The sequence below is a fragment of the Verrucomicrobiota bacterium genome, from assembly GCA_016871495.1.
Classification (GTDB): domain Bacteria; phylum Verrucomicrobiota; class Verrucomicrobiia; order Limisphaerales; family VHDF01; genus VHDF01.
In genome coordinates, this window is the sequence record VHDF01000029.1 from 1 (window position 1) to 25,867 (window position 25,867).

15 protein-coding genes are annotated in these 25,867 nt (G+C 61.5%); 7 read left to right on the top strand and 8 right to left on the bottom strand.

What is annotated here, in order from left to right:
- Positions 1–220 precede the first annotated feature (220 nt).
- The 3 genes from FJ404_08505 to FJ404_08515 form a co-directional block, all read right to left on the bottom strand.
- A complete protein-coding gene (locus FJ404_08505; GenBank protein ID MBM3822907.1) occupies positions 221–691 on the bottom strand; it encodes a fibronectin type III domain-containing protein in 471 nt (156 codons plus the stop codon).
- Between the two features lie 131 nt (positions 692–822).
- Positions 823–1,518, bottom strand: coding sequence for a DUF4956 domain-containing protein (locus FJ404_08510; GenBank protein ID MBM3822908.1), 696 nt, complete (start codon positions 1,516–1,518; stop codon positions 823–825).
- Positions 1,511–2,392 (bottom strand): polyphosphate polymerase domain-containing protein, encoded by an 882-nt coding sequence (locus FJ404_08515; protein ID MBM3822909.1) that lies wholly within the window; start codon positions 2,390–2,392, stop codon positions 1,511–1,513. The genes FJ404_08510 and FJ404_08515 overlap by 8 nt, the downstream gene beginning before the upstream one ends.
- Before the next feature lie 596 nt (positions 2,393–2,988).
- On the opposite strand from FJ404_08515, the gene FJ404_08520 reads away from it, so the two are divergent.
- Positions 2,989–5,466, top strand: a complete 2,478-nt coding sequence (locus FJ404_08520; protein MBM3822910.1) for a DUF4131 domain-containing protein — start codon at positions 2,989–2,991, stop codon at positions 5,464–5,466.
- Between the two features lie 37 nt (positions 5,467–5,503).
- Here the strand turns inward: FJ404_08520 and FJ404_08525 are convergent, their stop codons facing one another.
- From FJ404_08525 to FJ404_08535, 3 genes are all read right to left on the bottom strand, one after another.
- Positions 5,504–5,899, bottom strand: coding sequence for a hypothetical protein (locus FJ404_08525; GenBank protein MBM3822911.1), 396 nt, complete (start codon positions 5,897–5,899; stop codon positions 5,504–5,506).
- 3 nt (positions 5,900–5,902) lie between these two features.
- Positions 5,903–6,094 (bottom strand): hypothetical protein, encoded by a 192-nt coding sequence (locus tag FJ404_08530; protein ID MBM3822912.1) that lies wholly within the window; start codon positions 6,092–6,094, stop codon positions 5,903–5,905.
- A 523-nt stretch (positions 6,095–6,617) separates the two neighbouring features.
- Positions 6,618–7,967 (bottom strand): signal recognition particle protein, encoded by a 1,350-nt coding sequence (locus tag FJ404_08535; GenBank protein ID MBM3822913.1) that lies wholly within the window; start codon positions 7,965–7,967, stop codon positions 6,618–6,620.
- A 757-nt stretch (positions 7,968–8,724) separates the two neighbouring features.
- Here FJ404_08535 and FJ404_08540 point away from each other — a divergent pair.
- From FJ404_08540 to FJ404_08560, 5 genes are all read left to right on the top strand, one after another.
- Positions 8,725–9,243: a hypothetical protein gene (locus FJ404_08540; protein ID MBM3822914.1), complete on the top strand. Its 519-nt coding sequence runs from the start codon at positions 8,725–8,727 to the stop codon at positions 9,241–9,243.
- A gap of 239 nt (positions 9,244–9,482) precedes the next feature.
- The gene (locus FJ404_08545) at positions 9,483–11,039 is read left to right on the top strand and encodes a VCBS repeat-containing protein (GenBank protein MBM3822915.1); all 1,557 of its coding nucleotides are present in this window, start codon (positions 9,483–9,485) and stop codon (positions 11,037–11,039) included.
- Positions 10,961–14,731, top strand: coding sequence for a hypothetical protein (locus FJ404_08550; GenBank protein ID MBM3822916.1), 3,771 nt, complete (start codon positions 10,961–10,963; stop codon positions 14,729–14,731). The genes FJ404_08545 and FJ404_08550 overlap by 79 nt, the downstream gene beginning before the upstream one ends.
- Positions 14,728–18,441, top strand: a complete 3,714-nt coding sequence (locus FJ404_08555) for a hypothetical protein (GenBank protein MBM3822917.1) — start codon at positions 14,728–14,730, stop codon at positions 18,439–18,441. Before FJ404_08550 ends, FJ404_08555 begins: the two co-directional genes overlap by 4 nt.
- A 35-nt stretch (positions 18,442–18,476) precedes the next feature.
- On the top strand, positions 18,477–22,145 hold the full coding sequence (locus FJ404_08560) for a hypothetical protein (GenBank protein MBM3822918.1): 3,669 nt from the start codon (positions 18,477–18,479) through the stop codon (positions 22,143–22,145).
- A gap of 792 nt (positions 22,146–22,937) precedes the next feature.
- Here FJ404_08560 and FJ404_08565 read toward each other — a convergent pair.
- Both FJ404_08565 and FJ404_08570 read right to left on the bottom strand, forming a co-directional pair.
- Positions 22,938–24,146 (bottom strand): hypothetical protein, encoded by a 1,209-nt coding sequence (locus tag FJ404_08565; protein MBM3822919.1) that lies wholly within the window; start codon positions 24,144–24,146, stop codon positions 22,938–22,940.
- A gap of 188 nt (positions 24,147–24,334) precedes the next feature.
- Positions 24,335–24,544 (bottom strand): hypothetical protein, encoded by a 210-nt coding sequence (locus FJ404_08570; protein MBM3822920.1) that lies wholly within the window; start codon positions 24,542–24,544, stop codon positions 24,335–24,337.
- Between the two features lie 156 nt (positions 24,545–24,700).
- Between FJ404_08570 and FJ404_08575 the strand changes: the two genes are divergently transcribed.
- Positions 24,701–25,645 (top strand): cobalamin B12-binding domain-containing protein, encoded by a 945-nt coding sequence (locus FJ404_08575; protein ID MBM3822921.1) that lies wholly within the window; start codon positions 24,701–24,703, stop codon positions 25,643–25,645.
- Positions 25,646–25,867: the final 222 nt, after the last annotated feature.

The window sequence follows — 25,867 nt, forward strand, 5'->3', positions numbered from 1 at the left end:
TCGGGGAGCTTCAGCGAGCGATAGACGCGCGAAGTGGCCAAGAGCCCCGCATGAGACGAAGCGGTCTCGTCGAGCGGCTTGGGATCGATGGCGAACGGCGACTTGGCTTGGACGGGCAAGCGAGCTGGCATGCGAAATAAATACATGATGTATATAACATTGCAAGAGAACAATTCACATCTGATGCGTCCTGAAGCGGTTTTTTTGAATCGCTACCGAATTACCCGTGGATCAGGGCCCTCGTGGGTGGCGTGACAATAATGTAGGTCAGAGGAAGGCTGGCGGAATCCGTGCCGGCGAGCGTGACCGTTTGGGGGGTGTCTTCAGACACGGTCAAAGAAGCGGCGTTAGCCGTCGGGCGCCCCGAGGCGGGAGAGCCGAACACCTCGTTGGAGGGATCACTCTCCAACCCGAAAAAGCTGTAGGCCACGACCACGAAGTAATAAGTTGTCCCCACCGTCAAATCGGGAACATTGTGAGTCATGACATTCCCCACATCCAGGGTGGTGGTGCAACGGCCGGTCGAGAGCCCGTACTTCACCTTGTAGCCGGCCACGGAAGGCTCCGGATTCCGATCCCACGCCAGTTTCACCACCCCCAAAGCACCCAAGGCTTCGGTGGAAATCCAGATCGAGAAGACGCAAACCAAGGAGAGCCAAGAAGATACTGCCAGGGAACGTTTCCTATACATCGGAGGAATTCATAGCCAATTTTCCGAAGGGAAGAAAGCAGAAAACTCGCATCGTTCCCAGGGCACACTCCACCCCGGCCTTTTACCCCTCCAGCCCAGACACGGGTCAACGCGACTGCCCGCACCCAGCGCTAATCATCGTCCTCCACGTCCATGTCCTGAAGCCGGACACTCTGCACGCCTTCCTTCTGGTTCAGGGCTTTGACCAGCGCACTCGCGGTCGAATCGAGCCTGAACACCACGCGATACCTCAGGTCCAAACTCAGACCTTGCTTGGCGCTCTCCACCGACAACATCCGGCACGAGGCAAGGTGGTCCGAAAGCATTCCTTTCTCCAGGACGGCGGGCTCCAACGAAGCGCTGACGCGCAAGCTCAGCAAACGCTCTTCCGCCCCCTCGCTCGCCTGAACCTCGGCCGCGGACCTTCGCATCAAATAGGCCCCCGTCCCCACGACGAGAAGACCCAAACCCGCGACCCAATAATGGTTGGCGCCAGCCGCCATGCCCACCACCACCGCAAAAATCACATAAGCCGTGTCTTGCGTGTCCCGCACGACGGTCCGAAACCTCACGATGGACAAGGCTCCGACCAGGCTGAAAGCCCGTGCCACATTGTCCCCGATCACTTGCGTCACCATGGCGATCAAGGCGGAAAGAAGAACCAGGGTCGTCGGAAAAGAGGGGGCAACAACAATATCTCTCCGGGTCCAGCGGTAAATCAAGGAAACCACCCAGCCCAGAGCGAGGGCCGCCGTCAGTCGAATCGCGACCGCGACCGGATCCGTGGGAGGACCGGATTCCAGAACCGGCTTCAGCCAATCAGGCATGGTGGGGTGCCACACGTCCGCCGCCGTTTACCTGCAAATCGGGCGCGCATCCGAGCTTGAACAGTCCCAGGCGGTACTTGGAGACGGCGCCGGGTTGCAAGGTCAGGAACTGGGCAAGCTCCTTGAAGACGGCGGGCATTTTCCCGCGAAATTTGAGTTCAAGGATCATGTGATTCTCGAGCAGGAGCTCGCCGGTCCCGGGTTCCGCGAATCGAGGCTCCTCCATCCGCACCACATGAACCGCCTCGTCCAAAGTCAGGCGCAACGGACCCCATTCGTTGGAGCCGACCAGAGCAATGCGCTCATAACTGATCTGGCAGACCACTCTAAGTCCGCGAAGGTGAAGCCGTTTCTCATACCACGCGGCTGAACCCCCGCTCTGCTTGGCGCCCGTCAAATCGAGGCCCGGCAATTCATCGATCGCCAAGTCGGAACGGCGTTTCGACACCTTGTCACCCACCTTCAACTTCCGCTCCAAGAAGACGCGTTTCGAGACCCCATATCTCCGAATGCGGAACTTCGCGCGTCCGAAGGATCCGTGCTTGCGATACACCGCGAAATCCGGAGTGTCCAAATACAGGCTGCTGATGGAATAACCGCCTCCTGCTTCCGGACGGCTGTAAGGATCGGTTTGAAATCGTGACTTGGCCCAGTCCAACACTCCGGCGGCCCTATCTCGCGTGATGAGAAATTTCACCTCATGCGCGCTTAAACTCGGATTCCCTGAGACCAAAGATGGCGAGACAGCAATATTCACTTCAGGAATCCGCCCGCTCATTCCACTCTCCGAGAGCACTTCCCCCTGGAGCTGTTCCGCGCGCCATCCGCGAGGCGGCGGAACCGTCCATCGAAGGCTGGGCTGATTCGTGGCCATTTCATGAAGGGGATGCCGCGAAAAGTCACGGAAAAGTTGCGTTCAGGCCGGAAGGGCGGTGCCTCCAGAGGTCGTCGGTGGCCGGGTTGTCGTGGTCACGCAGACAGCCCTGTCTGCTGTGGCGCAGGCTGCCCAGCCTGCGGGGCGACGAAGGAACTAGGCCGGTGCATCCCGATGTTGCCGGTGATGCAGGTAGGGCGCGTCCGTCCCGGCGCGCCGCCGGAGCATGATGTTTTGCATCCCGTGGGCGGCGGGCTGGGACAGGCCCGCCCTACCAACAACATCGGGATACACGGGAACTAGGCGCGTGGAGATCATGGAAGGACCTCGTTCTTCACCCGCCGGGCCGACGGGCAGTCGGCGATACGGCAGGCTGGGCAGCCTGCGCCACGCGACAGACCACTTCGGGAGGCACGGCCGAAATGGGGTCAGCCCATGGCGAAAATCCAGTCACGACCCTTGGGGAAGTCTGGCCGGCCTTTTCCATTGCGACACTCTCGTGCCGGGGGCATGATCTCGGCATTCCCGGTGCCAAGACTGTGAGATTCGACTGAGACGGAGTCGAGGCTTCGGGAGACTGAACACTCAAGGAGGGCATGGTGCGGTATCCGTTGCTGATGGTGGCGGCGCTTTTTGCCGCCGGAATTGCGTTGGGTGATGCGATCCCCGCGTGCGCCTATGGCTCAGGAGGGCTCAGCATCTGCTTGCTGGCTGGCTTTGCACTCGTGCGTGGAAAGGGTCGAACTTCATCACGGGAGGATGCGAACGCGACATGTTCTCAAGCCGCCGGAAATTTTGGACGGCCCGACTTGGTTTCGTCAGGTTTCCTGGCCGCTGCGATTTTAACCTGCGGATTCACGTCGCAGCGGTTCGTCTTGGAAACTGTCCCTCCCGACGATGTTCGACACGTTTCGCCCGCTGCCCCGGCGCTCGTCCGCCTTCGCGGCACGCTCCTGGAAAAACCCCATCTGCGCGCCTTCGAGAACGCCCGGCATGAAAGAAAGATTCGATCCCAATCCCGCCTTCGGGTCGTCGCCATCCTGCACGCCGGAACCGAATGGCGTCCTGCTTCCGGGATCGTCCTGGTCACCACGCCTTTCGAGCACGGCCCGGAATATCACACCGGAGCGCCGGTCGAAGTCTTCGGCCTCTTGGAGGTCCCGCCGGGCCCTCAGGCTCCTGGCCTCTTTGATTATCGGTCTTACCTTGCCCGAGGCGGAATTCATCGACGGCTCAAGACGCAAAGCCTGGAAGACTGGCGGCGGACACAGCGTTTTGATCCCGGGGAAGTGCCCTGGCCGGACCGTTTTGAGGACTGGGCGCGCCTTACTTTGGCGCGCGGCGTTCCGGTGGAGGACGACGGACTGCGCTTGAGTTGGGCCATGGCGCTGGGTTGGAAAACGGCGTTCACCGACGAAGTGAGCGATCCATTCATGAAAACCGGCACGATGCATTTGTTCGCCATTAGCGGACTGCATGTGGTGTTGATTTCCGGGATCTTCGTGCAACTGCTGAAAGGGATGCGCGTTCCCCGGGCTTGGAGCGGGTGGGCCATCATTCCCCTGCTCTGGGCCTATACGGCGGCCACGGGCTGGCAGGCCTCCGCCTTGCGCGCCAGTGTGATGATGACCCTGGTGCTGGCATCCTGGAGCCTGCGCCGGCCCGTTGATTTGCTCAATTCGTTGGGCGCGGCGGCCCTGGCCATTCTGGCCTTCGATCCCCAACAACTTTTCCAGGCGGGCTTTCAGTTGTCGTTCCTGGTCGTCTTCAGTCTGGCCGTGCTGACTCCGAGGCTGGGCGGATGGCACAGCAAGTTGCGATGGGTCGATCCGTGGGTTCCCGAACGTCTGATTCCTCCCTGGAGATTCAAGCTCGAGGCGGCGTTGCGTTGGGTGGATCAAGCCCTGGCGACCTCGCTGGCGGCCTGGCTGGGATCCGTGACCCTCACGGCCGAGTATTTCCATTTGATCGCGCCCTCGGGTTTGTTGGCCAATGTGATTGTGGTTCCTATCGGGAACCTGGCGTTGATGTGCCAGCTCGGATCACTCCTTTGCGGCCATGGACTGGCGGAGTTGGGCGAACTCTTCAACCTCAGCGGGTGGTTCTGGATGCATGTCATGATCCGGATTTGCGAAACGATGGCGGATTGGCCTGGATCCCACGCCTACGTTCATGCGCCGGGGGCAGCGGCCTGTCTGCTGGCTTTGGCCGCCATGGCGGCACTCCTCCTCGAAAGTCCAAATCGATGGCGCCTGCTGGTTTGGAGTGGCCTTCCCGTGGCGGTGGCCATGAGCCTGTGGATGGAGCGCTGGCATCGAAGCCAGAGGGAGACGCGGTTGACCGTGCTGAACTTGCCCCTCTCTCGAAGCCTCTTTGTCGATCTGCGCGGAAGTCAGGACGACGTTGTGCTGGATACCGGAGCCGACGACGATACCAAGCGGGTGCTCACGCCCTTCCTCCACAGCCTGGGCAAGAACAGTTTGCCGCTGGTCATCATCACGCAGGGGGATGTGGCCCATGCCGGAGGTTTGCAGCGCTTTCTCGACCATTTCGACCCGCCCGCCGGCATGGTGCCAGACCAACGTTTTCGTTCTCCAGCCCATCGTGCGGCCATGGCGGCCATGGAAGAACGCAAAATGCGGCTCGATCGAATTCAGCGGGGCGATCAATTTGGTGCTTGGGAAGTTCTGCACCCCGTTCCGCAAGAAAGGCCGAGGCAGGGTGATGACGCGGCAGCGGTGCTGCGTCTGGAAGCGGAGGGCGTTCGCGTCCTGTTCTGCGGCAGTCTCGGTGAATCGGCTCGCAAGAGTTTGTTGCATGCCCCCCATTCCATCCTGGCGGATGTCCTCTTATGCGCGATTCCAGCGCGGGACGATCCGCTCGACGAGGAGACTTTGCGCTCCATCAGTCCGCGCCATGTCCTGATCACAGAACGGGAAAACCAACTGCGTCGATCCGCGATCTTGAAGCAGCGCCTTAATCGATTGGGCATTCCCTGGCACAGCACTTTCGAATCCGGAACTCTGCAAGTGCGGCTTCAATCCGGGAGCTTCGAAGTCATTTCGAGCAAGTGAGAAGGGTTGGCGAACCGTGGGGAAACCGTCCTGGCGGTCAACTCGTCTTGTCGAGGGTCTCGCAGAATTCCTGGAACGCGCGCTCCTCGATGTCCGTGGCCACGCCCGCGACGATGTGCCCCGCGAGGCTGCGCGCGACCACGGCCTTGGCGGGGGGGAGCGACAAGCTACCCATCACATCACGGATAATCGCTGCAAACGTGTTGCCATTGTAAAAGCAGAATGGAGCGAGGCGATGGCAGCGGCGGCAAAGTTCGACGGCATCCTCCAATGGCATCGTGGTGGCGTGGCGACTTTCCCAAAGCTGCCTCGTCGCGGCGTGTCCATCGGAAGTCGGCTTGTGCAACGCATTTTTCGCGGCGCACAGGATCGCGTTCTGCGCGACGACAAACTCCCACGTGTAGTCAGCCAGCCATGTCCGCGCCCGGCTCACGGCTTATCGGCGGCGGCGATTTGCCTTCACTTGGGCGGCCCGCACCTCGGCCACGCCCGCGCTCTTGAGAAACCCCTTGCCCGTTTTCGCATAAACCGGCTCGGCGGCGAAGCGATCCTGGATCTCCAGCCCGTCTTTCATCACGCGCTGGAAGACGGGATTCGCCAGCAGCTTCGGGTCAATCGCCGGTTTCATGGCGGCACTTTACGCCGCGCGGGCAGCCCGCGCAATGCCGTTGTGGGCGCGCCCGTCCGCCGCCTGGGAACTTTGAACAAAGGTGTTCCAGCTTTCACCCCGGGGTTGGAGCGCAGCGCCTGCCCCGGGTGGACGGTCACTCACGCAGGCGCCAAGACACGGGAGGCGGGGAATCCGGACTTTTAGTTTTTCCGCTGAGGTCAGTCGAATCCGAAGCCATCTTCTCACTCATGCTCATGCTCATGATCATGTTCATTCACTTCTGCTCGGCGAGCGATGAGCTGGGACATGGCCGGCAGGAGGAGACCCTGCCGCACTGAACATCGGCGGGCGATCAAGAGTAAGAGCAAGATCACGATCAAGAAGACGGACGGACGATGATGACGCCATTCCACCGAACACAGCGAGGAATCGAAATTCATTCGCATACCCGGCCAGCCCCGCATTGCTCGCCATCGCCGAGTCCAGGTGTCTCCGTGGGAAGGCCGCGGATGATGAGGAACCCTTTCGCGGGTGCCGCCGTTTACCGGAACAGGCCCGGGTTGGGCGGGGCGCCGCCGCCCATTTTCCCCATCATTTTTTGGAACTTGTTCATCTTCCGCATCAATTGCTGCATTTGATTGAAGCGATTGAGCATCGAGTTCAGTTCCGACACTTTCACGCCGCTGCCGTTGGCAATGCGCAGCCGGCGGCGGGCGTTCAAAATTTGGGGATTGCGGCGCTCGACGGGGGTCATGGCGCAGATCATCGCCTCCATGCGGCGGAACTCGCGCTCGCTCTTCGAAAGGTCCGCCCCCTTGATCATTTCGGAGCCGCCGGGAAGCATGCCCACAATCTTCTCCAGGGATCCGAGCTTTTTCATCCCGCGCAACTGCTCGAGAAAGTCCTCGAGCGAAAACTGGCCCTTGCGCATTTTCTCCTCCATGCGCAGGGCATCCTCTTCGTCCACGGCCTGGGCGGCTCTTTCCACCAAACTCACCACGTCCCCCATGCCCAGGATGCGGGAGGCCATGCGCTCGGGATGAAAGGGCTCGAAATCCTCGGGTTTCTCGCCGACGCCGATGAACTTGATCGGCTTGCCCGTGACGGATTTCATGCTGAGCGCCGCCCCACCGCGCGCGTCGCCGTCGAGCTTGGTGAGGATCGCGCCCGTGACGTTCAACGCCTTGTCAAAATGAGTGGCGACATTCACAGCCTCCTGCCCCGTCGCGGCGTCAAGCACCAGCAGGATCTCCCGGGGCTGGACCAGGTCGCGCAGTCTCACGAGCTCCTGCACCAGCGGCTCGTCGATTTGAAAGCGGCCGGCGGTGTCGAAAATCACGATGTCGATCTGCTCGGCGCGGGCCCGGTCCATGGCCTCGCGCCCGATGCGCAGCACGTCCGTCTCACCCTTGAGCGTGAAAACCGGCACGCCCAACTGCCGCCCGAGCGTTTCCAATTGGTCCATGGCCGCGGGCCGGTAAACGTCCGCCGCGACGAGCAAGACTTTGCGTCCCTCCTTCGTGAGCAGGTTCGCGAGTTTGCCGCTGGAGGTGGTTTTGCCGGAGCCATGCAGGCCCACCATCATGAGGCAGGAGGGGGGATGGCTCAGGGCGAGTCCGGCGCCGCTGCTGCCGAGCAATTCGACCAACTCGTCATGAATGATTTTGATGATCTGCTGGCCGGGCTGGATGCTTTGGATGACCTGATGTCCGATCGCCTTCTCCTTGACCCGGTCGATAAAGTCGCGGGCGACCTTGAAATTCACATCGGCGTCCAGCAACGCCATGCGCACATCGCGCAACGATTCGCTCACGTTGGTCTCGGAAATCTTACCGAGCCCGCGCAGATTGCGAAAAACGTTCTGGAGCTTGCTGCTGAGGGAGCTGAACATGGGCGCGAAGCTAGGCCATCCCTCCCCGCCTGACAAGTGAAGGGCGAACGGTGGGCGGCGGGCATGGGATCCCACAGAACGGAAGTGTTCAGCCAGACGAGGCGAGGCAGGGCATCGACACGAGCTCTTTTCGCACGGCAGCATGCTTCATGGAGCCAGGCTTTCACCATCGCACGCATCCCGAAGCTGTTCCTGGCTCTCCTCGCCCGCGGATGAATGACTTTGGAAACCGTATCCCTTGTCTGTCATGTGGCGCAGGCATCATAGCCGGCCGTATCGCCGACGGCCCGTCGGCCCGGCGGGTGAAGAACGAGGCCCTTCCATGCTCTCCACGCGCCGGGTTCCCTTCGTCGCCCCGCAGGCTGGGTAGCCTGCGCTACAGCAGACAGGGCTGTCTGCGTGACCACGACAACCCGGTCACCGACAACCTTTGGATGCACCGCACCTAAAGGCTCCGTGTATCCCGATGTTGTTGGTAGGGCGGGCCTGTCCCAGCCCGCCGCCCACGGGATGCAAAACATCATGCTCCGGCGGCGCGCCGGGACGGACGCGCCCTACCTGCATCGCCGGCAACATCGGGATGCACCGCTAAAGGCTTCGCGCAAAAGCGGCATGACGCCGGAGATCTGGCCGGCTATCTTGGCCGCGTGGTTGAAGCATTGACCAAAGCCAAGCTGCTCGAATTTCTGACCCGATTGGGATCGAGCGCGAGGACGCCTGGCGGGAGCGGTGCCGGTTGGTCGGAAGCTTTGGGACCTTGCCGGTTTTCAACTATGACTTTCTTTCCCAAGCCCTGTCGAAACTTGAACGCGGACACACCCAGGACCTCTGGGACGTGCGGGAAATGCTCAGGCTGGGGCTGATCTCGGAAGCGGATGTGCTCACCCAGGCCCGGGCGCTGCGCCCGCGGCTTCACCGGTATTCCGCCATTGACGCGGATTCCTTCGAGCAACGGGTAAGGAATTCTTCGCAATCCCCGGCCATGCCTGAACCCTTGCCCGGAGGCGAGATTCTCACGGAAGGCCTTCGAGATTTGGATCGAGGGATCCGCAGTGTTCCGGCTTTGCTCGTGTTAATCGCCTCGCCACGACTTGCCCGCAGCGGCATTGTCATGCCGCCGGTGACGCCCTCTCTTCGACTACCGGAGCACGAGCTGTACGATCTGCTGGTCGCCGCGCATGGCCCCGAGGCTTACCGCATGTATCGATCGTTGCTGCGACGCCTGGTCAACCTGGAGAACGCACTCGATGTCTCCCAGCCTCCCTCAGCGCACTAGCCCGGAAAGGTCCCGCAGGTTCGGCGACTGGGGATTTCCGGGCTGAGGAACTTGCGCCGTGGTTGCACGAGAAGCTTCATGTTGGCCGCGTCCGGTGAAGAACTCCGCCCCACGAGGGGTGGAGCAGAAGAGATCGCCGCGGGCGGGTTCGCGCACGCGCCCCGGCAACTCGCGGATGCACCGCTTGAGTGGACTCGATCCTCTTGCGGATCGACTCCGGGTTGTGATTCGCTTCCCGCGTGACTTTGTTCCTATGGCCGGGCTTTGCCGCCGCGATGATTTCGTGGATGACGGCCATGACCTCCGCTCCGGCCTCCGGCCCGGCACGGCTCGAGTCAGGCAAGGCGCTCGCCCAGGCTTATTGCGCCGCCTGCCATCTTTTTCCCGAGCCCGACCTGTTAGACCGCAAGACCTGGGCGGAGCAAACCTTGTGGCGCATGAAGGTTCGGATGGGATTGGCGCCCGAAGACCTCAAACGCTACCCGGACTTTGAACGCATCAAGGCCTCCGGCTCGGTCTTGAGCGCGCCCCTCTGCACGCCGGATGAATTCCGACAGATCGCGGATTATTATCTGGCGTCCGCCCCCTTGAACGCTTTGCCCCAAGCCCAGCGCCCGGCCATCGAGTCAGGTGTGCCCGGCTTTCGGTTCGAGCCGGGGTCCTTCCGGATCCCGCCCCCGGCAACAACGCTGGTTCATATCAGCCGCGCCTCCAAAAGGATTTATGCCGCGCACGCGGAAACGAAAACACTTCACGTCCTCGATGCTTCCGGCCAGGAGGTCGATGCCATTGCGGTGGGCAACGTGCCCGTGGCCCTCACCGAGACGAGCCGGGGCCTCTACGTCACGATGATCGGACAATTCCTTCCCTCGGAGGAGGCGCTGGGCGAGATGACCCTGCTGGAGCGGCAGGGAGAACGGTTCCGCCCGTCGCGCGTCTTCTTTCAGCACGCTCCTCGGTTTACGCATTCCGAATTCGCGGACCTCAACGGGGACGGGCGGATGGATTTGGCGGCGTGTTATTTTGGTTATTTTACCGGACGCTTCGTCTGGCATGAGTCCTTGGGCGGAGGAGAATACCGCGAGCATGTCCTCTATCCCAAGCCGGGCGCGGTGCGCTCGGTCGCGCGGGATTTCAACGGGGACGGACGCCGCGATCTGGCCGTGCTGATCGCCCAGGAAACGGAGGCCATGTTTCTCTTTCTGAACAACGGACAGGGACAATTCACTCACCAAGCGGTGTTTCAACATTCCCCGTGCCACGGGCACACCTACTTCGAGGTGGCCGACTTCAATCGCGATGGCTTGGACGATTTCCTCGTCACGAACGGGGACAACGGCGAGTATCCGTCTCCGACCAAGCGTTACCACGGGGTGCGAATCTATTTGAACCGGGGAAATTTGCGGTTCGAGGAGTCCTGGTTCTTCCCCATGAATGGCGCTTTCAAAGCGGTCGCCCGCGATTTCGACGGGGACGGGGATCTGGACATCGCGGCGATCTCGTTTTTTCCCGATTACCGGCATTCGCCCGAGGAAAGCTTTGTGCTGTTGCAGAATCAGGGCGGCATGCGTTTCCGCGCCTTCAGTTTTCCGGAGGCCGTCTCCGGACGCTGGCTGACGATGGACGCGGAGGATCTCGATGGCGATGGCGACATCGATCTCGCATTGGGATCCTACATTCGCGGGCCGAGTGAGGTGCCGGAACAGGTGGCGACCAAATGGGAGGCCGAGGGAAGGTCGGTCGTCCTGCTCCGCAACTCGCACCGGAATGCCTCCGTGGACGCGCGAACCCCATGAGCGCGATTCCCGCATTCGGCCGCCTGCTCGCCGTGGGATGGATCGGACTCGGGGTGAGCCTGCCGTCCAGCGCCGCAGCGGATTCATTCGCGAGCGGGCCGGGTTATCGGGCGAAGCCGCTGTCCGTCACGCCCGGCAACCGGGTTGGATTCGCGCGGATGCAGGCGTCCGCCACAGGCATCGCGTTCACGAACGTCCTCTCGAGAGAACGTTACACCACGAATCAGATTCATCTGAACGGCTCCGGGGTGGCGGCGGGCGACATCGACGGGGACGGTTGGTGCGATCTGTATTTCTGCGGATTGGACGGATCCAACGCGCTGTATCGGAATTTGGGCGGTTGGCGCTTCGAGGAGATCGCCAAGCAAGCGGGCGTGGAGTGTGCCGGCTTGGACTCGACGGGAGCGGCCTTCGCGGATCTGGATGGCGACGGCGATCTCGATTTGGCGGTCAATACGATCATGGCGGGCACGCACCTGTTCCAAAATCAGGGGAACGGCGGGTTTCTTCCGTGGCCCGGCGCGCCGCTCAACTTCAGGCGAGGCGGGATGTCGCTTGCTTTGGCCGACATTGATGGCGACAGCGACTTGGATCTTTATGTGGTGAACTACCGAACCGTGACGGTGCGCGACCAACCCGCGATCCGCATCAAGGCTGAATACGTGAACAATCTGCCCGTGATTGCCAGTGTGGATGGCAAACCCGCTTCGGATCCGGAGGTGGCGGGGCGATTTACTCTGAGCCCGGCGGGCAAGATCTTCGAAAACGGGGAAATCGACGTTCTCTATCGAAATGACGGCGCGGGCAAGTGGACTCCGATATCCTTCACCGGAGGCGCTTTTCTGGATGAAGACGGCAAACCGTTGTCCGTCCTGCCTTTTGACTGGGGACTGTCCGCCATGTTCCGGGACATCAACCGGGACGGCGCGCCCGACCTCTATGTCTGCAACGACTTCCGTTCGTCCGACCGGCTTTGGATGAATGACGGGAAAGGAAACTTTCGCGCCGCGCCGCGTTCCACCCTCCGCCACACTTCGCTTTTTTCAATGGGCGTCGATTTCGCGGACCTTGATCGCGACGGATTCGACGACTTTATCGTCGTGGACATGTTGAGCCGGGATTACGTCCGCCGGCAGGTGCAGGTGGGAGAGTTGGCCCCTCCCGGCTCGGCTCCGGCGGGGGGCGCCGCGCGTCCGCAGTTTCCCCACAATACGCTGTTCCGAAACCGGGGGGATGGGACCTTTGCCGAGATCGCCTGGTACAGCGGCTTGGAAGCGTCGGAGTGGTCCTGGACACCGGCCTTCCTCGACGTGGATTTGGACGGTTACGAGGACTTGCTCGTCACGAACGGACACGAGCGTGACGCGATGAACGCCGACGTCATGCAACGCGCCGCGCAAGAGCAGAAGAGCAAACGCCTGTCGCCCTCCGAACTGTTGAATTTGAACCATCTGTTCGGAAGGTTGAACACCCCGAATGTGTCCTTTCGGAATCGCGGGAACCTGACGTTTGAGGAAACGAGCGATCAGTGGGGATTCAACGCCGCGGCCGTTTCGCACGGACTCGCGCTGGCGGATCTGGACGGCGATGGCGATCTCGACGCGGCGGTGAACAATCTGAATGACGAGGCCGCGCTGTATCGAAATGAAGCCGGGGCGCCCCGCGTCGCGGTGAGGCTCAAAGGCACCGGAGGCAACCGCTTTGGCATTGGCGCCCGGATCACACTTCAAGGAGGAGCGGTTCCGGAGCAGAGCCAGGAAATGATGGCGGGCGGGCGATACCTTTCGAGCGATGAACCCTTGCGCGTTTTCGCGGCGGGAACGCGCAACGATCCGATGCACCTCGAAATTCGATGGCGAAACGGCAAGAAGAGCCGCATTGAAGGCGTGCGCGCCAATCACCTTTACGATGTGGAAGACGCCTCGGGACTCGAGCCGGCGACCGCCCCGCTCGCCCCCCCCAACCTGCCGGTGTGGTTCGAAGATCTCAGCGGGAACCTGGGCCACGAACACCACGATGATCCCTTCAACGAAGAGGCGCGGCAGCCCCATTTGGGAAAAAGTTTGAACCGGCTCGGACCTGGCCTGGCCTGGCTGGACGTCGATGGCGATGGCTCCGAGGAGTTGGTCATTGGAGGAGGCAGGGGCGGCGCGGTCCGCGCGTTTCGATACGAAGGTTCCGGAAAATTCGCCGAACTCACCGGGGCGCCTTGGAATCGTCCGCTCCTCCAGGACACGCTTGGGCTGGCGGGCTGGACCGGGGTGTTGGTGGCGGTCCACGCGGGGTATGAAGACCTTCAGAGTAAAAGTGGAACGTTGCGGATTTTTGATGGCCGCCGAAAAACGAGCGGAGAAAGCTTGAAGGGTGAGACCTCCAGTTTTGGGCCGATGGCCATGGCGGATTTGGACGTGGATGGGGATCTTGATTTGTTTGTGGGAGGTCGTGCAGCCCCCGGCCGTTACCCGGCGGCGGCGGACAGTTTGTTGCTGCGCAACGATGGGGGCCGGCTGACCGTGTGGCAGCGCTTCGAGAAGTTGGGCATGGTCAGCGGCGCGATCTTTACGGACCTGCGCGGGGACGCGGCCCCCGAACTGGTCCTGGCCTGCGAATGGGGTCCGGTCCGGGTGTTCGAGTGGCGAGACGCCCGCCTGACTGAAGTGACGGAGTCGTTGGGATTGGCGAACGATCGAGGATGGTGGAACGGGGTCGCGGCGGGCGATTGGGATGGGGATGGGCGACAAGACCTGGTGGTGAGCAACTGGGGTTTGAACAGCCGTTATCGAGCCAGCCACGCGCATCCCTTGCGCCTTCATTACGGAGAACTCCGGGGAGATGGCAGCGTGACGTGTTTCGAAACGCGATGGGAACCCTCGGTCGGCAGGGATGGGTTTGTGAGAGATCGCCAAGCGATTCTCGGAGCGCTGCCCGCGCTGGCCGAACTTTTCCCGAGCTTCGAGGCGTTCGGAAAATCCAGCGTCGAACAAGCGCTCAGCGACTTTGCGGGTCACTTGGACAAACGAGAGGTCAACACCCTGGCGAGTGCGGTGTTTCTGAACCGGGACGGGCGCTTGGAACGTCGCGATCTTCCGCCCGAAGCGCAATGGGCGCCTGCTTTTGGAGTCAACGTGGCGGATGCGGACGGGGACGGCTTCGAGGATCTCTTTCTGAGTCAGAACTTTTTCGGGAACGTGGATGAGGGCAGCCGCGGAGACTCGGGACTGGGGCTGTGGCTGCGCGGGGACGGGAAGGGAGGATTCAGAGCCGTTCCGGCCACGCTTTCGGGTGTTCGCGTGTGGGGCGAGCAACGAGGCAGCGCGGTGGGCGATTTCGATGGTGACGGGCGCGTGGATCTGGCGGTGGCTCAGAACGGCGCGGCGACGCGACTTTTCCGGAACACGGCCGCGCGCCCGGGACTGCGCGTGCGAATGAAAGGCCTCGGCGCCAATCCTGCAGCCGTCGGAACGATCGTGAGAGTGAAATGCGATGGAAAGTGGGGGCCGGCGCGCGAGATTCGGGCCGGGGGGGGATACCTTTCCCAGGACAGTTCGATGCCCGTGCTCAGTCTTCCCGGAACACTCGAAGCCGTCCGCGTGCGCTGGCCGGGCGGCGCCTCGGCGGAATGGCCGGTGGCGCCCGGTTCGAAAGAAATTGAAATCGATCAGCAAAGCGGGCAACTCCGCGTCGTGCGATGATTCCTCAAACTCGGAAGCCTCGCGTCCTAGGGTGGGTGCCCGCGGCTTTGCTCGCCGCACTGGGATGGTTCTCCGCGCGCGCCGCCGACCCGTTGCGATGGGAAAGCTTTCCCCATCACCGCAGGGCGGCGTTGACGGTTCCCACGTCGGATCGGGTTGGATTCACCCGGATGTTGCCCGAGATCACAGGCCTCCAGTTTACGAACCGGCTCTCCGACACGGCCACCGCCACCAACCGCATCCTCGAGAATGGCTCTGGAGTCGCGCTGGGGGACATCGACGGAGACGGCTGGTGTGACATTTATTTTTGCCGATTGGAGGGATCCAACGCGCTCTATCGCAATCTCGGCGGATGGAAATTTCAAGAGGTGACCGCCCCGGCGGGTGTCGCGTGCGCGGATCAAATGTCCACCGGCGCGGTCTTCGCCGATGTGGAGGGGGACGGAGACCTGGACCTCTTTGTCACCTCCCTCGGCCAGGGCGTCCGGCTCTTCATCAATCAGGGCGGCGGCACGTTCCTCCCTGCGTCCGAGAGCGGTTTGGTCGCGCGAGGCGGGTCGACCTCGATGGCATTGGCGGACATCGATGGCGATGGGGATCTTGAACTTTACGTCGCGAACTACAGAACCACGACCTACAAAGACGCGCCGCCGGGGGTGAAGGCCGAGGTGGCGCTCATCGACGGCAAGATCGTCGTCACGCCCGAGGATCGGTTCGAAGGACTTCCCTACAAGGGCGGCGGCATGGGGTTGATTGAGAAAGGCGAACCCGATGTCCTCTACGTCAACAAGGGGGGCGGCAAATTCGGGCGGATCGCCTGGACCAGCGGCGCGTTCGTGGATGAGGAAGGCAAGACGCTTTCCGGACCGCCGCTCGATTGGGGACTCAGCGTGATGTTTCGCGACATCAACGGCGACGGCACCCCCGATTTGTATCTGTGCAACGACTTCTCCTTTTCGAGGGACCGGATGTGGCTCAATGAGGGAGGAAGGCGCTTCCGGGCGGCGCCGCCCTTTTCGTTGCGCACCCTGAGCATGTCGTCGATGGGCGTGGATTTCGCGGATATCAATCGTGACGGCTGGGATGATTTCGTGGTGGTGGACATGTTGAGCCGTGATTGGGGCGCACGCCAGCGCCAGAGGGCCAACACGCTGAAGGGTAAAGTCGATTTGCCGGTCGGCGATCCGAAGTATCGTCCGGAGGTATCGAGGAATACCCTGCACCTCAACCGTGGCGACGGCACTTACGCCGAAATCGCCCAGCTCGCCGGACTGGAGGCGTCCGAATGGTCCTGGGGTGCAGTGTTCCTGGATGTGGACTTGGACGGTTACGAGGACTTGCTGGTAACGACCGGCAACAACCATGACTCGCTGGACGCCGATCTCCTGAAACAGATTGCCAAGCCGCCGGATCAGGTATCCGCCCAGGAGCACTTCGAGAACCTGTCGAAGTTCCCGCGACTCGAAACGCCCAACCTCGCGTTCCGCAATCGCGGCGACCTGACGTTTGAAGAAATGGGCGGCGCCTGGGGATTCGGAGATTCGGGCATTTCTCACGGCATGGCCCTGGCCGACCTCGACCTGGACGGCGACCTCGATGTGGTGATGAACAACTTGCACCAAGTGTCCGGCGTGTATCGCAACGATACGAGCGCGCCCCGGGTCGCGGTGAAGTTGAGAGGAAGTGGCGGCAACACACGCGGCATCGGCGCCAAAATCAAACTGCGTGGCGGCAAAGGGCCGGCCCAAAGCCAGGAAATGATCGGCGGCGGCCGCTACCTTTCCGGAGACGATTGCCTCCGCGTGTTCGCGGCCTCACCCCCTGGCCCAAACGCCACCCTCGAGGTCCTTTGGCGTCACGGCACCCAGACGGTCATCTCGAACATCCAGCCGAATTTCATTTATGAAGTGATCGAACAGCCGGGCCTTCCGGCAGCCCCCAAGCCACCACCGCCCTCCCCTCCCCTTTTCGAAAACATCAGCGACCGGCTGGCGCATACTCATTGGGATGATCCCTTCGACGACACGCTCCGCCAACCCGCGTTGAGCCGCGGACTCAGCCGGCTGGGACCCGGCATCACCTGGTTCGATGAAGAGGGTGATGGCTGGGACGATCTCGTGATCGGCGCCGGACGCGGAGGCACCTGGACCTTTTTCCGAAACGACCGCAAAGGCGGGCTCATACTGGAATCCGATCCGGCTTTCAAAGAGACTTTGTTGCGAGACCAAACCACGGTGCTGGGCTGGATCGATCGGCGCCAGCACCGGGGTTTCCTTGCCGCCGAATCTTCCTACGAAGCGTCCAATCCGGGAGATCCCAGTCTGCAACACTACCGGCTTCAGGAGAAGCGCGTGACGCCCATCCTCAAAGCAGGACGCAGCAGCCCGGGCCCGACGGCCATGGCGGACATCGACGGCGATGGCCATCTGGATCTGTTCGTCGGGGGACGAGTCATCCCCGGGCGTTATCCTGAACCCGCGACCTCGCAAGTCCTGCTCGGCGGGAACGACCTTTTTGCGTCGAACAGCCCGGGAGAGATGGGACTGTCCATCACGGGCATGATCAGTGGAGCTCTGTTTGCCGATCTCGATCGCGATGGTTTCGCGGAGCTGATCCTGGCTTGTGAATGGGGTCCGGTTCGGATTTTTCGGAACGATCGAGGAAAACTCGTTGAAGCCACACGCGAATGGGGACTGGCTGACGAACTCGGCTGGTGGAACGGCGTGACCGCCGGAGATTTCGACGAGGACGGGCACGTCGACCTCTGCGTTTCCAACTGGGGCCGGAACTCAAAATACCAGCGGTTTCTCGGCCAAACCCTCCGCCTTCACGCCGGTGATTTTCATGGCCAGAATGTCGTTGACCTCGTGGAAGGGCAGTTCGATCCCAGGCTGGGTTACTTTGTCCCGGTCCGCGATTTCGATACGATCGCCCAGGTTTTCCCCGAGTTGCGGGAGCGCGTGACGACCTACCGTGCCTTTGGACAAGCTTCCGTCGCAGAGGTCCTGGGATCGCATGCCTCGCGAGCCTTGGAGTTCCGCGTGAATACGCTCGACAGCAAAGTGTTTTTGAATCGCGGCGGAAGATTCGAAGCGCGCTCCCTGCCGGTCGAGGCCCAATTCGCGCCGGCCTTTGGAGTCAGCGCAGGCGACTTGGACGGGGACGGCCATGAAGACTTGTTCCTGGCCCAAAACTTTTTTGATGTGGACCCCGACAGTTCCCGTTTCGACGCGGGAGTGGGCCTTTGCCTGCTCGGGGATGGTCGCGGTGGATTCACCGCGCAGTCCCCTGCGGCGTCAGGCATTCGCATCTATGGGGAGCAACGGGGCATCGCCCTTTCGGATTTCGACCGCGACGGGCGCCTCGACTTGGCCGTGGGTCAGAATCGGGCCCCAACCCAGCTCTATCACAACCGGCGCGCTCGTCCTGGCCTTCGTGTCCGGCTGACCGGTCCGGCCGGAAACACACAGGCCGCGGGGGCCACACTCCGTTGGGTGGCCGGGAAGAGCAGCTCTCCGGTCCGCTCAATCGCCATCGGCTCAGGCTATTGGTCTCAAGACAGCTCTGTGCAGGTTCTGCCCTCGCCCCCTTCGAACGCGGAATTGGAGGTCGTCTGGCCTGGCGGAAAACGCACGCGCTCGGCCATCCCGGGATCCGCCCGGGAAATCGAGGTCCATGTTGATGGCGTGATCAAAGTGGTCCTCTTGTGAAACCCGGCCTTCCATCCTGGATCCCTGGGGCATGGATGCGCGCCATGGTTCTCGCCGGCGCCGTGCAGTGCGGCCTTCAAGCGGCCGCTCCTTCCTTCCGCGTCCTCTCGCTGCCGGCGCCGGCAAACCCTCCGCGCGCGGGTTTCACCCGGCTGCCGGCCGGGCAAACCGGGGTGGCCTTCACCAATGTGCTTTCGGACGAACGCTCCATTGCCAATCGCAACCTGCTCAGCGGCTCCGGTGTCGCCGCGGGCGACGTCGATGCGGACGGCAAGGCCGACCTCTATTTCTGCGGGCTCGATTCGAACAACAAATTGTTTCGCAATCTGGGCGGATGGCGGTTTGAGGACATCACCGACCAAGCCGGGGTCGCGTGTGCCGGCCAGGATTCCACGGGCGCAGCCTTCGCGGATGTGGACGGGGATGGAGATCTGGACCTGCTGGTCAACGCGCTCGGCGGCGGAACGCGCCTCTTCAAAAACGAGGGTGGAGGAAGGTTTCGCGAGACGACGGCGGAAGCCGGACTGGCTTCACGCCACGGGAGCATGTCGATGGCTCTTGCCGACATCGAAGGCGACGGGGATCTCGACCTTTACGTTTGCAATTTCTTTCCCACCACCATCAAAGACCAGCCCCGAGCCCGATTCTCCATCACACCGATGGAGGGACGCCCGGTGGTCACGGCCGTCAACGGACGCCCGGCGACGGACGCCGATCTGACCAACCGCTTTGTCTTCACCCCCTCCGGTGAAGTGTTGGAATACGGTCAGGCGGACGACTTTTTTCGCAATGACGGACAGGGCCGCTTCAGCCGCATCTCCTTTACCGACGGCACGTTTCTGGACGAAGACGGACGTCCGCTGAACTCCGCCCCGCAGGACTGGGGGCTGGCCGTGCAGTTTCACGACCTCAACGCCGATGGCGCACCGGATTTGTACGTTTGCAACGACTTGTTTACGCCAGACCGCATTTGGATCAATGACGGGCGGGGACGCTTCAGGGCCATCGCGCGAACCTCGATTCGCAACATCTCGAGCTTTTCGATGGGCGTGGATTTCGGAGATCTGAACCGCGACGGCCATGTCGATTTTTTTGTCGTCGATATGCTCAGCCGCGACACGTTGAAACGGCTGGTCCAAGTGAGTTCGATGGACAACTTTCAATGGCCACCGGGATTGTATGACAACCGCCCCCAGTTTTCCCGCAACACCCTGCACATCAATCGCGGCGACGGCACGTTCGCGGAACTCGCTTACTTTGCCGGTCTCGAAGCGAGCGACTGGTCTTGGGGTCCGATTTTCCTGGATGTGGACCTCGATGGCTACGAGGACATCCTGGTCACCAACGGACAGTGGCGCGATTTCCAGAACGCCGACATGGCAGCCCGCATCGACAGCGCCCGCGCGTCCCGCCAACTCACGGCGGCAGATATCGCACGGCTGCAACGGGAAATTCCGAGGCTCGACACCCGGAATGTGGCGTTCCGGAATCGGGGGAATCTCACTTTCGAAGAAGTGGGCGAAAGGTGGGGGTTCGCGGACCCGGGCGTCTCCCAAGGCATGGCGCTGGCGGATTTGGATGACGATGGAGACCTCGACGTGGTGGTGAACAATCTGAACGCGCCCGCCGCAGTCTATCGCAATGAAAGCACAGGCCCGCGGGTCGCCGTCCGCCTCAAGGGCCGGGGACCGAATACTTTCGGCATCGGCGCCAAAGTCCGGTTGCTGGGAGGACCCGTTCCCGTTCAAGGCCAGGAGTTGCTCGCGGGGGGGCGATATCTTTCGGGAGACGATCCTCGGCGTGTTTTTGCCGCGGGAACCAACCCCAAAAACCTTCGACTGGAAGTGATCTGGCGCGGCGGAAATCAAAGCTCGATCGACGCCGTGGAGCCGAATCGGATGTACGTCATCGAAGAAATGGACGCGGCGGCTCCTCCTGCATCGCCGCCCAACAAGCCCGCCGCTCCGGCGTGGTTCGAGGACCTTTCGGCGAAATTGAACCACTCGCACCACGAGGAACCCTTCAACGATTTCGAATTACAACCGCTCCTGCCCCGCCGCTTTAGCACTCTCGGCCCGGGCGTAGGATGGGTGGACCTCAACGGCGACGGGCGTGAGGAAATCGTCGTCGGCAGCGGGCGTGGCGGTCCAGTCGCAGCCGTGACATTCGATCCCTCCGGGGTGTTCCAACCCCTGGAAGGATCCCTCTGGAAGCGCCCGGTGACAAGGGATACGGCGGGTCTGGCCGGGCTCGAACAATTCCTGCTGCTGGGCAGCTCCAGTTTCGAGGATGGCCGGACTCAAGCCGGCATCTTGCGCATTTACGATGCGCTCCGCGGCGCCAGTGGCGAAAGCGTGTCCGGCCACGACATGATCGCGGGGCCCCTCGCCGTCGCCGATTTCGACCTTGATGGCGACCTGGATGTTTTCGTGGGATGCCGCGCGCTGCGCGGGCGCTACCCGGAACCGGGCGCTTCCCTGTTGCTGCGCAACGACGCCGGACGCTGGGCAGTGGCCCAATCCCTCGACGCCGGAATGGTCACCGGTGCCCTCTTCTCCGATCTCGATTCGGACGGTCGCGCCGAATTGGTCCTGGCCACGGATTGGGGTCCTCTTCGCGTTTTTTCCATCCGGGATGGAACCTTTCACAGTGGCGGGGTCTTGGATCGCAAGCTCGCGGCATGGACCGGTTGGTGGAGTGCCGTGGCCACAGGGGATTTCGACGGGGATGGACGTCTGGACCTCGTGGCCTCGAACTGGGGCCGAAACCACCGAATGCGAGCCTCCAGCGAACATCCGGCGCGGATCCGCTTCGCCGATCTGGACGGCAATGGAACGGTGGAAGTTGTCGAGACCCTTTGGGATCAGAACTTGAACCGGGAAGCCCTTTGGACCGGCTGGCAGGATTTACGCCCCGCCGCTCCTTTTCTGGCCGAGCGCGTGGAAAAATTTGAACAGTACGCTTCATCCACTTTGCCCGACGTCTTTGGGCCGGCTTGGGCAGGCATGAAGGAGAGGACAGCCACGACGTTCGCGAGCATGGTCTTTCTGAATCGTGGAGATCGCTTCGAGGCGCGAGAATTGCCGATGGAAGCTCAATGGGCTCCCGGATTCGGACTTTCCGTGGCGGACTTCGACGGGGACGGGCAGGAGGACGTGTTCATGGCTCAGAACTTCTTCGGCCAGCACCGATCCCAAAGCCGCCAGGACGCAGGCCGCGGGGTGCTTCTGAAGGGTGACGGCCAAGGGGGCTTTGGATCCATTCCAGGCCAGGAATCCGGATTGCTCGTTTACGGGGAAGGTCGTGGGAGCGCCGTGGGTGATTTTGATGCGGACGGGCGTCCGGACTTGCTGGTGGGGCAGAACGGCGCCGAGACCAAGCTCTTTCGAAATCGCGCGGCTCGTCCAGCGCGACGGATCCGGATCGAAGGCCGCGAAGGCAACCGCCATGGCATCGGGGCACTCGTGAGAGTGCGGCAGGGGGCGCGATGGAGTTCCGTGAAGGAGATCAAGTCCGGCACCGGCTACGGTTCCACCGATGCTCCGGTGCTCTTGTTCAACCTTGAGGATCAGCCCGGGGAAATCGAGATTCGCTGGTCGGGAGGCGCCGTGATGAAGCACTCGCTCCCGGCGGGGCCAGGCGAGATCAAGGTATCCCAAAAAGAGAACCGCGTTGTGAGTTCTTCCGTCAGGGCAACGCCTTGACCATGCCATGCTCCGTCAGGAACTTGTGGCTGTGGACACGGTCGTTTTCGGAGGCGCCAACGTGCCAAGGTTACTCGGGTTCGGGTAATCTCGAAATCGTCAATTCAGCAGCGTCGAGAGGCGCAAAAGCTGGAGCGTCAAAACGGCATTTGAACGTGGTGAAGATTTTCTAAGGCCTGGATGAGAAAGACACGACGAAGCACGAGGCCTATCCTTGATGGATCTGGTGAGTGATTCAGAATGGCTTCATCGCCAGGACCTCGCGAAGATTCATGAAGGGCAATTGCCGTTCTGAGATTCAACCCTTCGCAACCGACGTCACGCAACTCAAACTCGTCCCGCCAAGAATCCCAACGGGATTCCGTCCCGAAGCCCAAGGTTGCGAGGAACGAGCTACCTTGGGTCACGGTTCGCCCATGGAAACCAACCCCAACGGGGTTGTGACGAAAACCTATTTCCGTTTGGCGGGGTCAAGCCACAACCGCGTTGCGGTTGAATTGATTTCCAAACGGCGACCCAAGGTAGCTCGTTCCTCGCAACCTTGGGCTGGAGGACACAATCCCTTTGGGATTGAAGGTGGGATTCCGTCGCCGTGGGCATCGCCCATTCCGTGGCCCATTCGCCCTGGCGAACCGCGTCTCGTTTCACCATCCTTGCGCCACCGTCCAATCACCCTCCTCCGTTTCCATCCATCGAATCCACCATCGATGGCTCCGCAATACTGAATCTGACCCTCGCGAAGCCCTACACCGCTGACCCGGGCCAAGCCCTGCACAAAGTTTTTTCGGATGATCAACGCGAAACGTTTCTTGGTTCGATGCGAAAAAAGTAGACCTTGGATTTTCCATCGGTGATTTCTCGCGGTGGTTCTTGGTCGGTGAACGAACCGATCACGGCTCCATCTTCGGTCACCTTGCGATAACCTCCGATCGAGTAGAGTCGGAACGATTGCTCCGATCGCGCGTAGTCCTGCCAGGTCTCTCCTGCATCATGACTGACCAAACAGGCCAGATTCCCTGAGTCGTTTCCGATCAGAAATAGGCGATCGGGGACGGATGGATGATGCGCGAGAAAACCATCCAATCCACTGAGATTGATGCGATTCCCCGACACCTTCGGGTAGCGGTCAATCTGCTTTTTGCCTGTGGCCAGGTCGTAGCGAACATAGTGCTGGCGTGGTGGCTGGGTTTGGGCTTGATAGAAGCCATGCCAATGCTCGGCGGTCGCCAGTCCGCAGGCGAGCCAGGTATGCACCTCAAACTCATCATCGAGCGTCACTCGCAGAGCGGGGCCTGTTTCATCGGCGATGATCGGGAGCTCGAGTTCCTTACGGCTGGCATCACCCGCCGGTAACCATGAATAAAAACTGTCGCCACCATCCTGCGAGATCATGTGATGGATATCCCGGTACATATACTCGCCGTGCTTCTGCGTGGTCCACGCCAAGTGTAGTTCACCTTGCGGGTTGAGTGAGAGCAGTGGGTACTGCAGCATTCCGTTGGGGCCCGAAGCGAGCAACACGCGGGAATCGATCCAAGTGCCATCCAGTCGCAGGCGATGAAAGGTATTGTTGTGGGAGAAGAAGTAGAGTCGGTCACGTGCCGCATCGATCATGGCCGAGTACTTGCCGGCCGCCCCGCCCGGGATCCGGGTCGTGCTGGGTCCAGGCCGATTGCCGGACGGGTTCTCTAACCAAGATCGGATCGCGGCCAATTTCCATCGATCGAGAAACGCGTCGCCGCGGACGAAGTCGACTCGGATCAGATAGAGATTGCCGTGGACATCGCACTCCAGGACGGGCGGATTGGTCGCCTCGGACCGCTCGACGAGCGTAACGAAGCGGACTCCCGCATCGCGGCTGACCGAGAGTCGCCAAGCTTGATCGGTGTAAGCTTCATTTCGGGAACGCAGATGGGTCATGAAGATCAGCCCGCCCCTTTGGACCACTTTTTGGTTGTGGCTTTGGAAGGTGGCGTAGTGGATGACTGGCTCATCGACCATCGTCAAACGAACTCGACCAGGCAACGGTGGATCTGTTCGGGCTTCGCTGCTGGAAGCATTGATCCATAAGCAACAGGTTAACAGGGGGACAAACCCCAGATGCTTCCGAGATAGATTCAATGGGTTGCAAATCATTTCTGGGATCCTCGATCGCAGCGGGATGTTGGATTCGAGGAAACCGGGACATTTTACAAGTCCAGTCTTAAGTCAAGGTTCATCGTCGCCCTGAACAATCTCACCATCGAATCCGCCATCGCCGCCTCCGTCATCTCGAATCCCGTTGATTGCGCGTCGCTGGTCTGCGGGACTGGCTTTTCGGTGGTCGTGATTTGGTTTCGGGCTCCTTCCAGTGCGTGAGCATCCAAAACCTCTTCTTGAATGGCAGAGCAGCAATTCATACGTCAACTTTTTGACTAAAATAATCAGAGCACAGTTGGACGAGAGACTGAAGCACCGATGCCCCACCTCCATCGCACGTTGGCGCCCAATACGCTCAATCTGCGATATTTTCTTTTGCAACTCTGCTTTTGTGTGTCTATGCTTTGTCTCAATATATGTCGGAAGCGCATCATGCAATCAAGGCGGTCGCGCTGCGCACGGGGTTGACCGCCCACGTCATTCGCATTTGGGAGAAGCGATACCAGGCGGTGAAGCCTGAACGCACAGGCACAAACCGCCGCCTCTACTCGGAAGAGCAAATCGAGCGACTCAGCCTGCTCCGCGACGTCACGCGTGCGGGCCATCACATCGGTCCTGTGGCCGGACTGCCGACCGAGAAGTTGCGCACACTCGCCGCCGAGGCCGAAACAGAAGAAGGCCGAATTCGGCAAGCGACCAGCGGCGCCGAGGGAAAGACGTCCATTCTCAAGGACTGCATCGCCGCCGTGGAGAATCTCGACTCCCGCGCGCTGGAAGGCGCGCTCAAGCGCGGGGCGTTGGAGTTGGGCGCCCAAGGATTGTTGCAACGCGTGATTGCGCCACTCGCCCAAACCATCGGCGAACTGTGGCGGGACGGAACCATCACCGCTGCCCATGAACACTTCGCGAGCGCGGTGATCCGAATTTTCCTCGGGCACGCCGCAAGGCCATTCGCCGGCTTGGAGATCGCGCCGGCCTTGGTTGTGGCAACCCCCGCCGGACAGCTTCATGAATTGGGCGCGCTGATTGTCAGCGCGGCGGCGGCCAATCTGGGCTGGTACGTCACCTATCTCGGAGCCAGCCTGCCTGCGGCAGAAATTGCGGGAGCGGCGCGCCAGAACCAAGCCCGGGCGGTGGCGTTGAGCCTCGTCTATCCCGAGGACGACCCAAGGCTGGAGGGCGAAATGATGCGACTTCGAGAATGCTTGCCGATGGAAGTCCCGATTCTGGTGGGCGGACGCGCAATGCCAGCGTATCGCGAAGCCCTGGATAAAATCGGCGCCCTTCAAATCAAGGACTTGGCGCATTTCTGCAACGTGCTGGATGAACACCGCAAACCACTCGGAAAGACCGGACGATGACACCAGTGCATCCACAGGTTTTCGGTGATGCGCACGGCAGCGCCGGGGCGCGGCTTTGACGCCGCCTCACGGCGTGTCTGCAACGGGGCATGGCAGGTCAACGAGCGAGGGTGCTACCAGGGGCGAAGTCGTTCACCCAGGGCAATCCATGAGCGGGAGAACATCGCCGCGGCCGATTGGCGCGAGCGGAAGCGCCGTGAACGGCGCGCCCTGACAACTTGC

What these genes read in the sequence shown, in the direction of transcription:
- FJ404_08550 (MBM3822916.1), top strand. Translation starts at nt 10,961, where the DNA reads ATGGGAGGCCGAGGGAAGGTCGGTCGTCCTGCTCCGCAACTCGCACCG.
- FJ404_08570 (MBM3822920.1), bottom strand. Translation starts at nt 24,544, where the DNA reads ATGAATTGCTGCTCTGCCATTCAAGAAGAGGTTTTGGATGCTCACGCA.
- FJ404_08555 (MBM3822917.1), top strand. Translation starts at nt 14,728, where the DNA reads ATGATTCCTCAAACTCGGAAGCCTCGCGTCCTAGGGTGGGTGCCCGCG.
- FJ404_08505 (MBM3822907.1), bottom strand. Translation starts at nt 691, where the DNA reads ATGTATAGGAAACGTTCCCTGGCAGTATCTTCTTGGCTCTCCTTGGTT.
- FJ404_08535 (MBM3822913.1), bottom strand. Translation starts at nt 7,967, where the DNA reads ATGTTCAGCTCCCTCAGCAGCAAGCTCCAGAACGTTTTTCGCAATCTG.
- FJ404_08515 (MBM3822909.1), bottom strand. Translation starts at nt 2,392, where the DNA reads ATGGCCACGAATCAGCCCAGCCTTCGATGGACGGTTCCGCCGCCTCGC.
- FJ404_08560 (MBM3822918.1), top strand. Translation starts at nt 18,477, where the DNA reads ATGCGCGCCATGGTTCTCGCCGGCGCCGTGCAGTGCGGCCTTCAAGCG.
- FJ404_08510 (MBM3822908.1), bottom strand. Translation starts at nt 1,518, where the DNA reads ATGCCTGATTGGCTGAAGCCGGTTCTGGAATCCGGTCCTCCCACGGAT.
- FJ404_08520 (MBM3822910.1), top strand. Translation starts at nt 2,989, where the DNA reads ATGGTGCGGTATCCGTTGCTGATGGTGGCGGCGCTTTTTGCCGCCGGA.
- FJ404_08565 (MBM3822919.1), bottom strand. Translation starts at nt 24,146, where the DNA reads ATGGTCGATGAGCCAGTCATCCACTACGCCACCTTCCAAAGCCACAAC.
- FJ404_08530 (MBM3822912.1), bottom strand. Translation starts at nt 6,094, where the DNA reads ATGAAACCGGCGATTGACCCGAAGCTGCTGGCGAATCCCGTCTTCCAG.
- FJ404_08575 (MBM3822921.1), top strand. Translation starts at nt 24,701, where the DNA reads ATGTCGGAAGCGCATCATGCAATCAAGGCGGTCGCGCTGCGCACGGGG.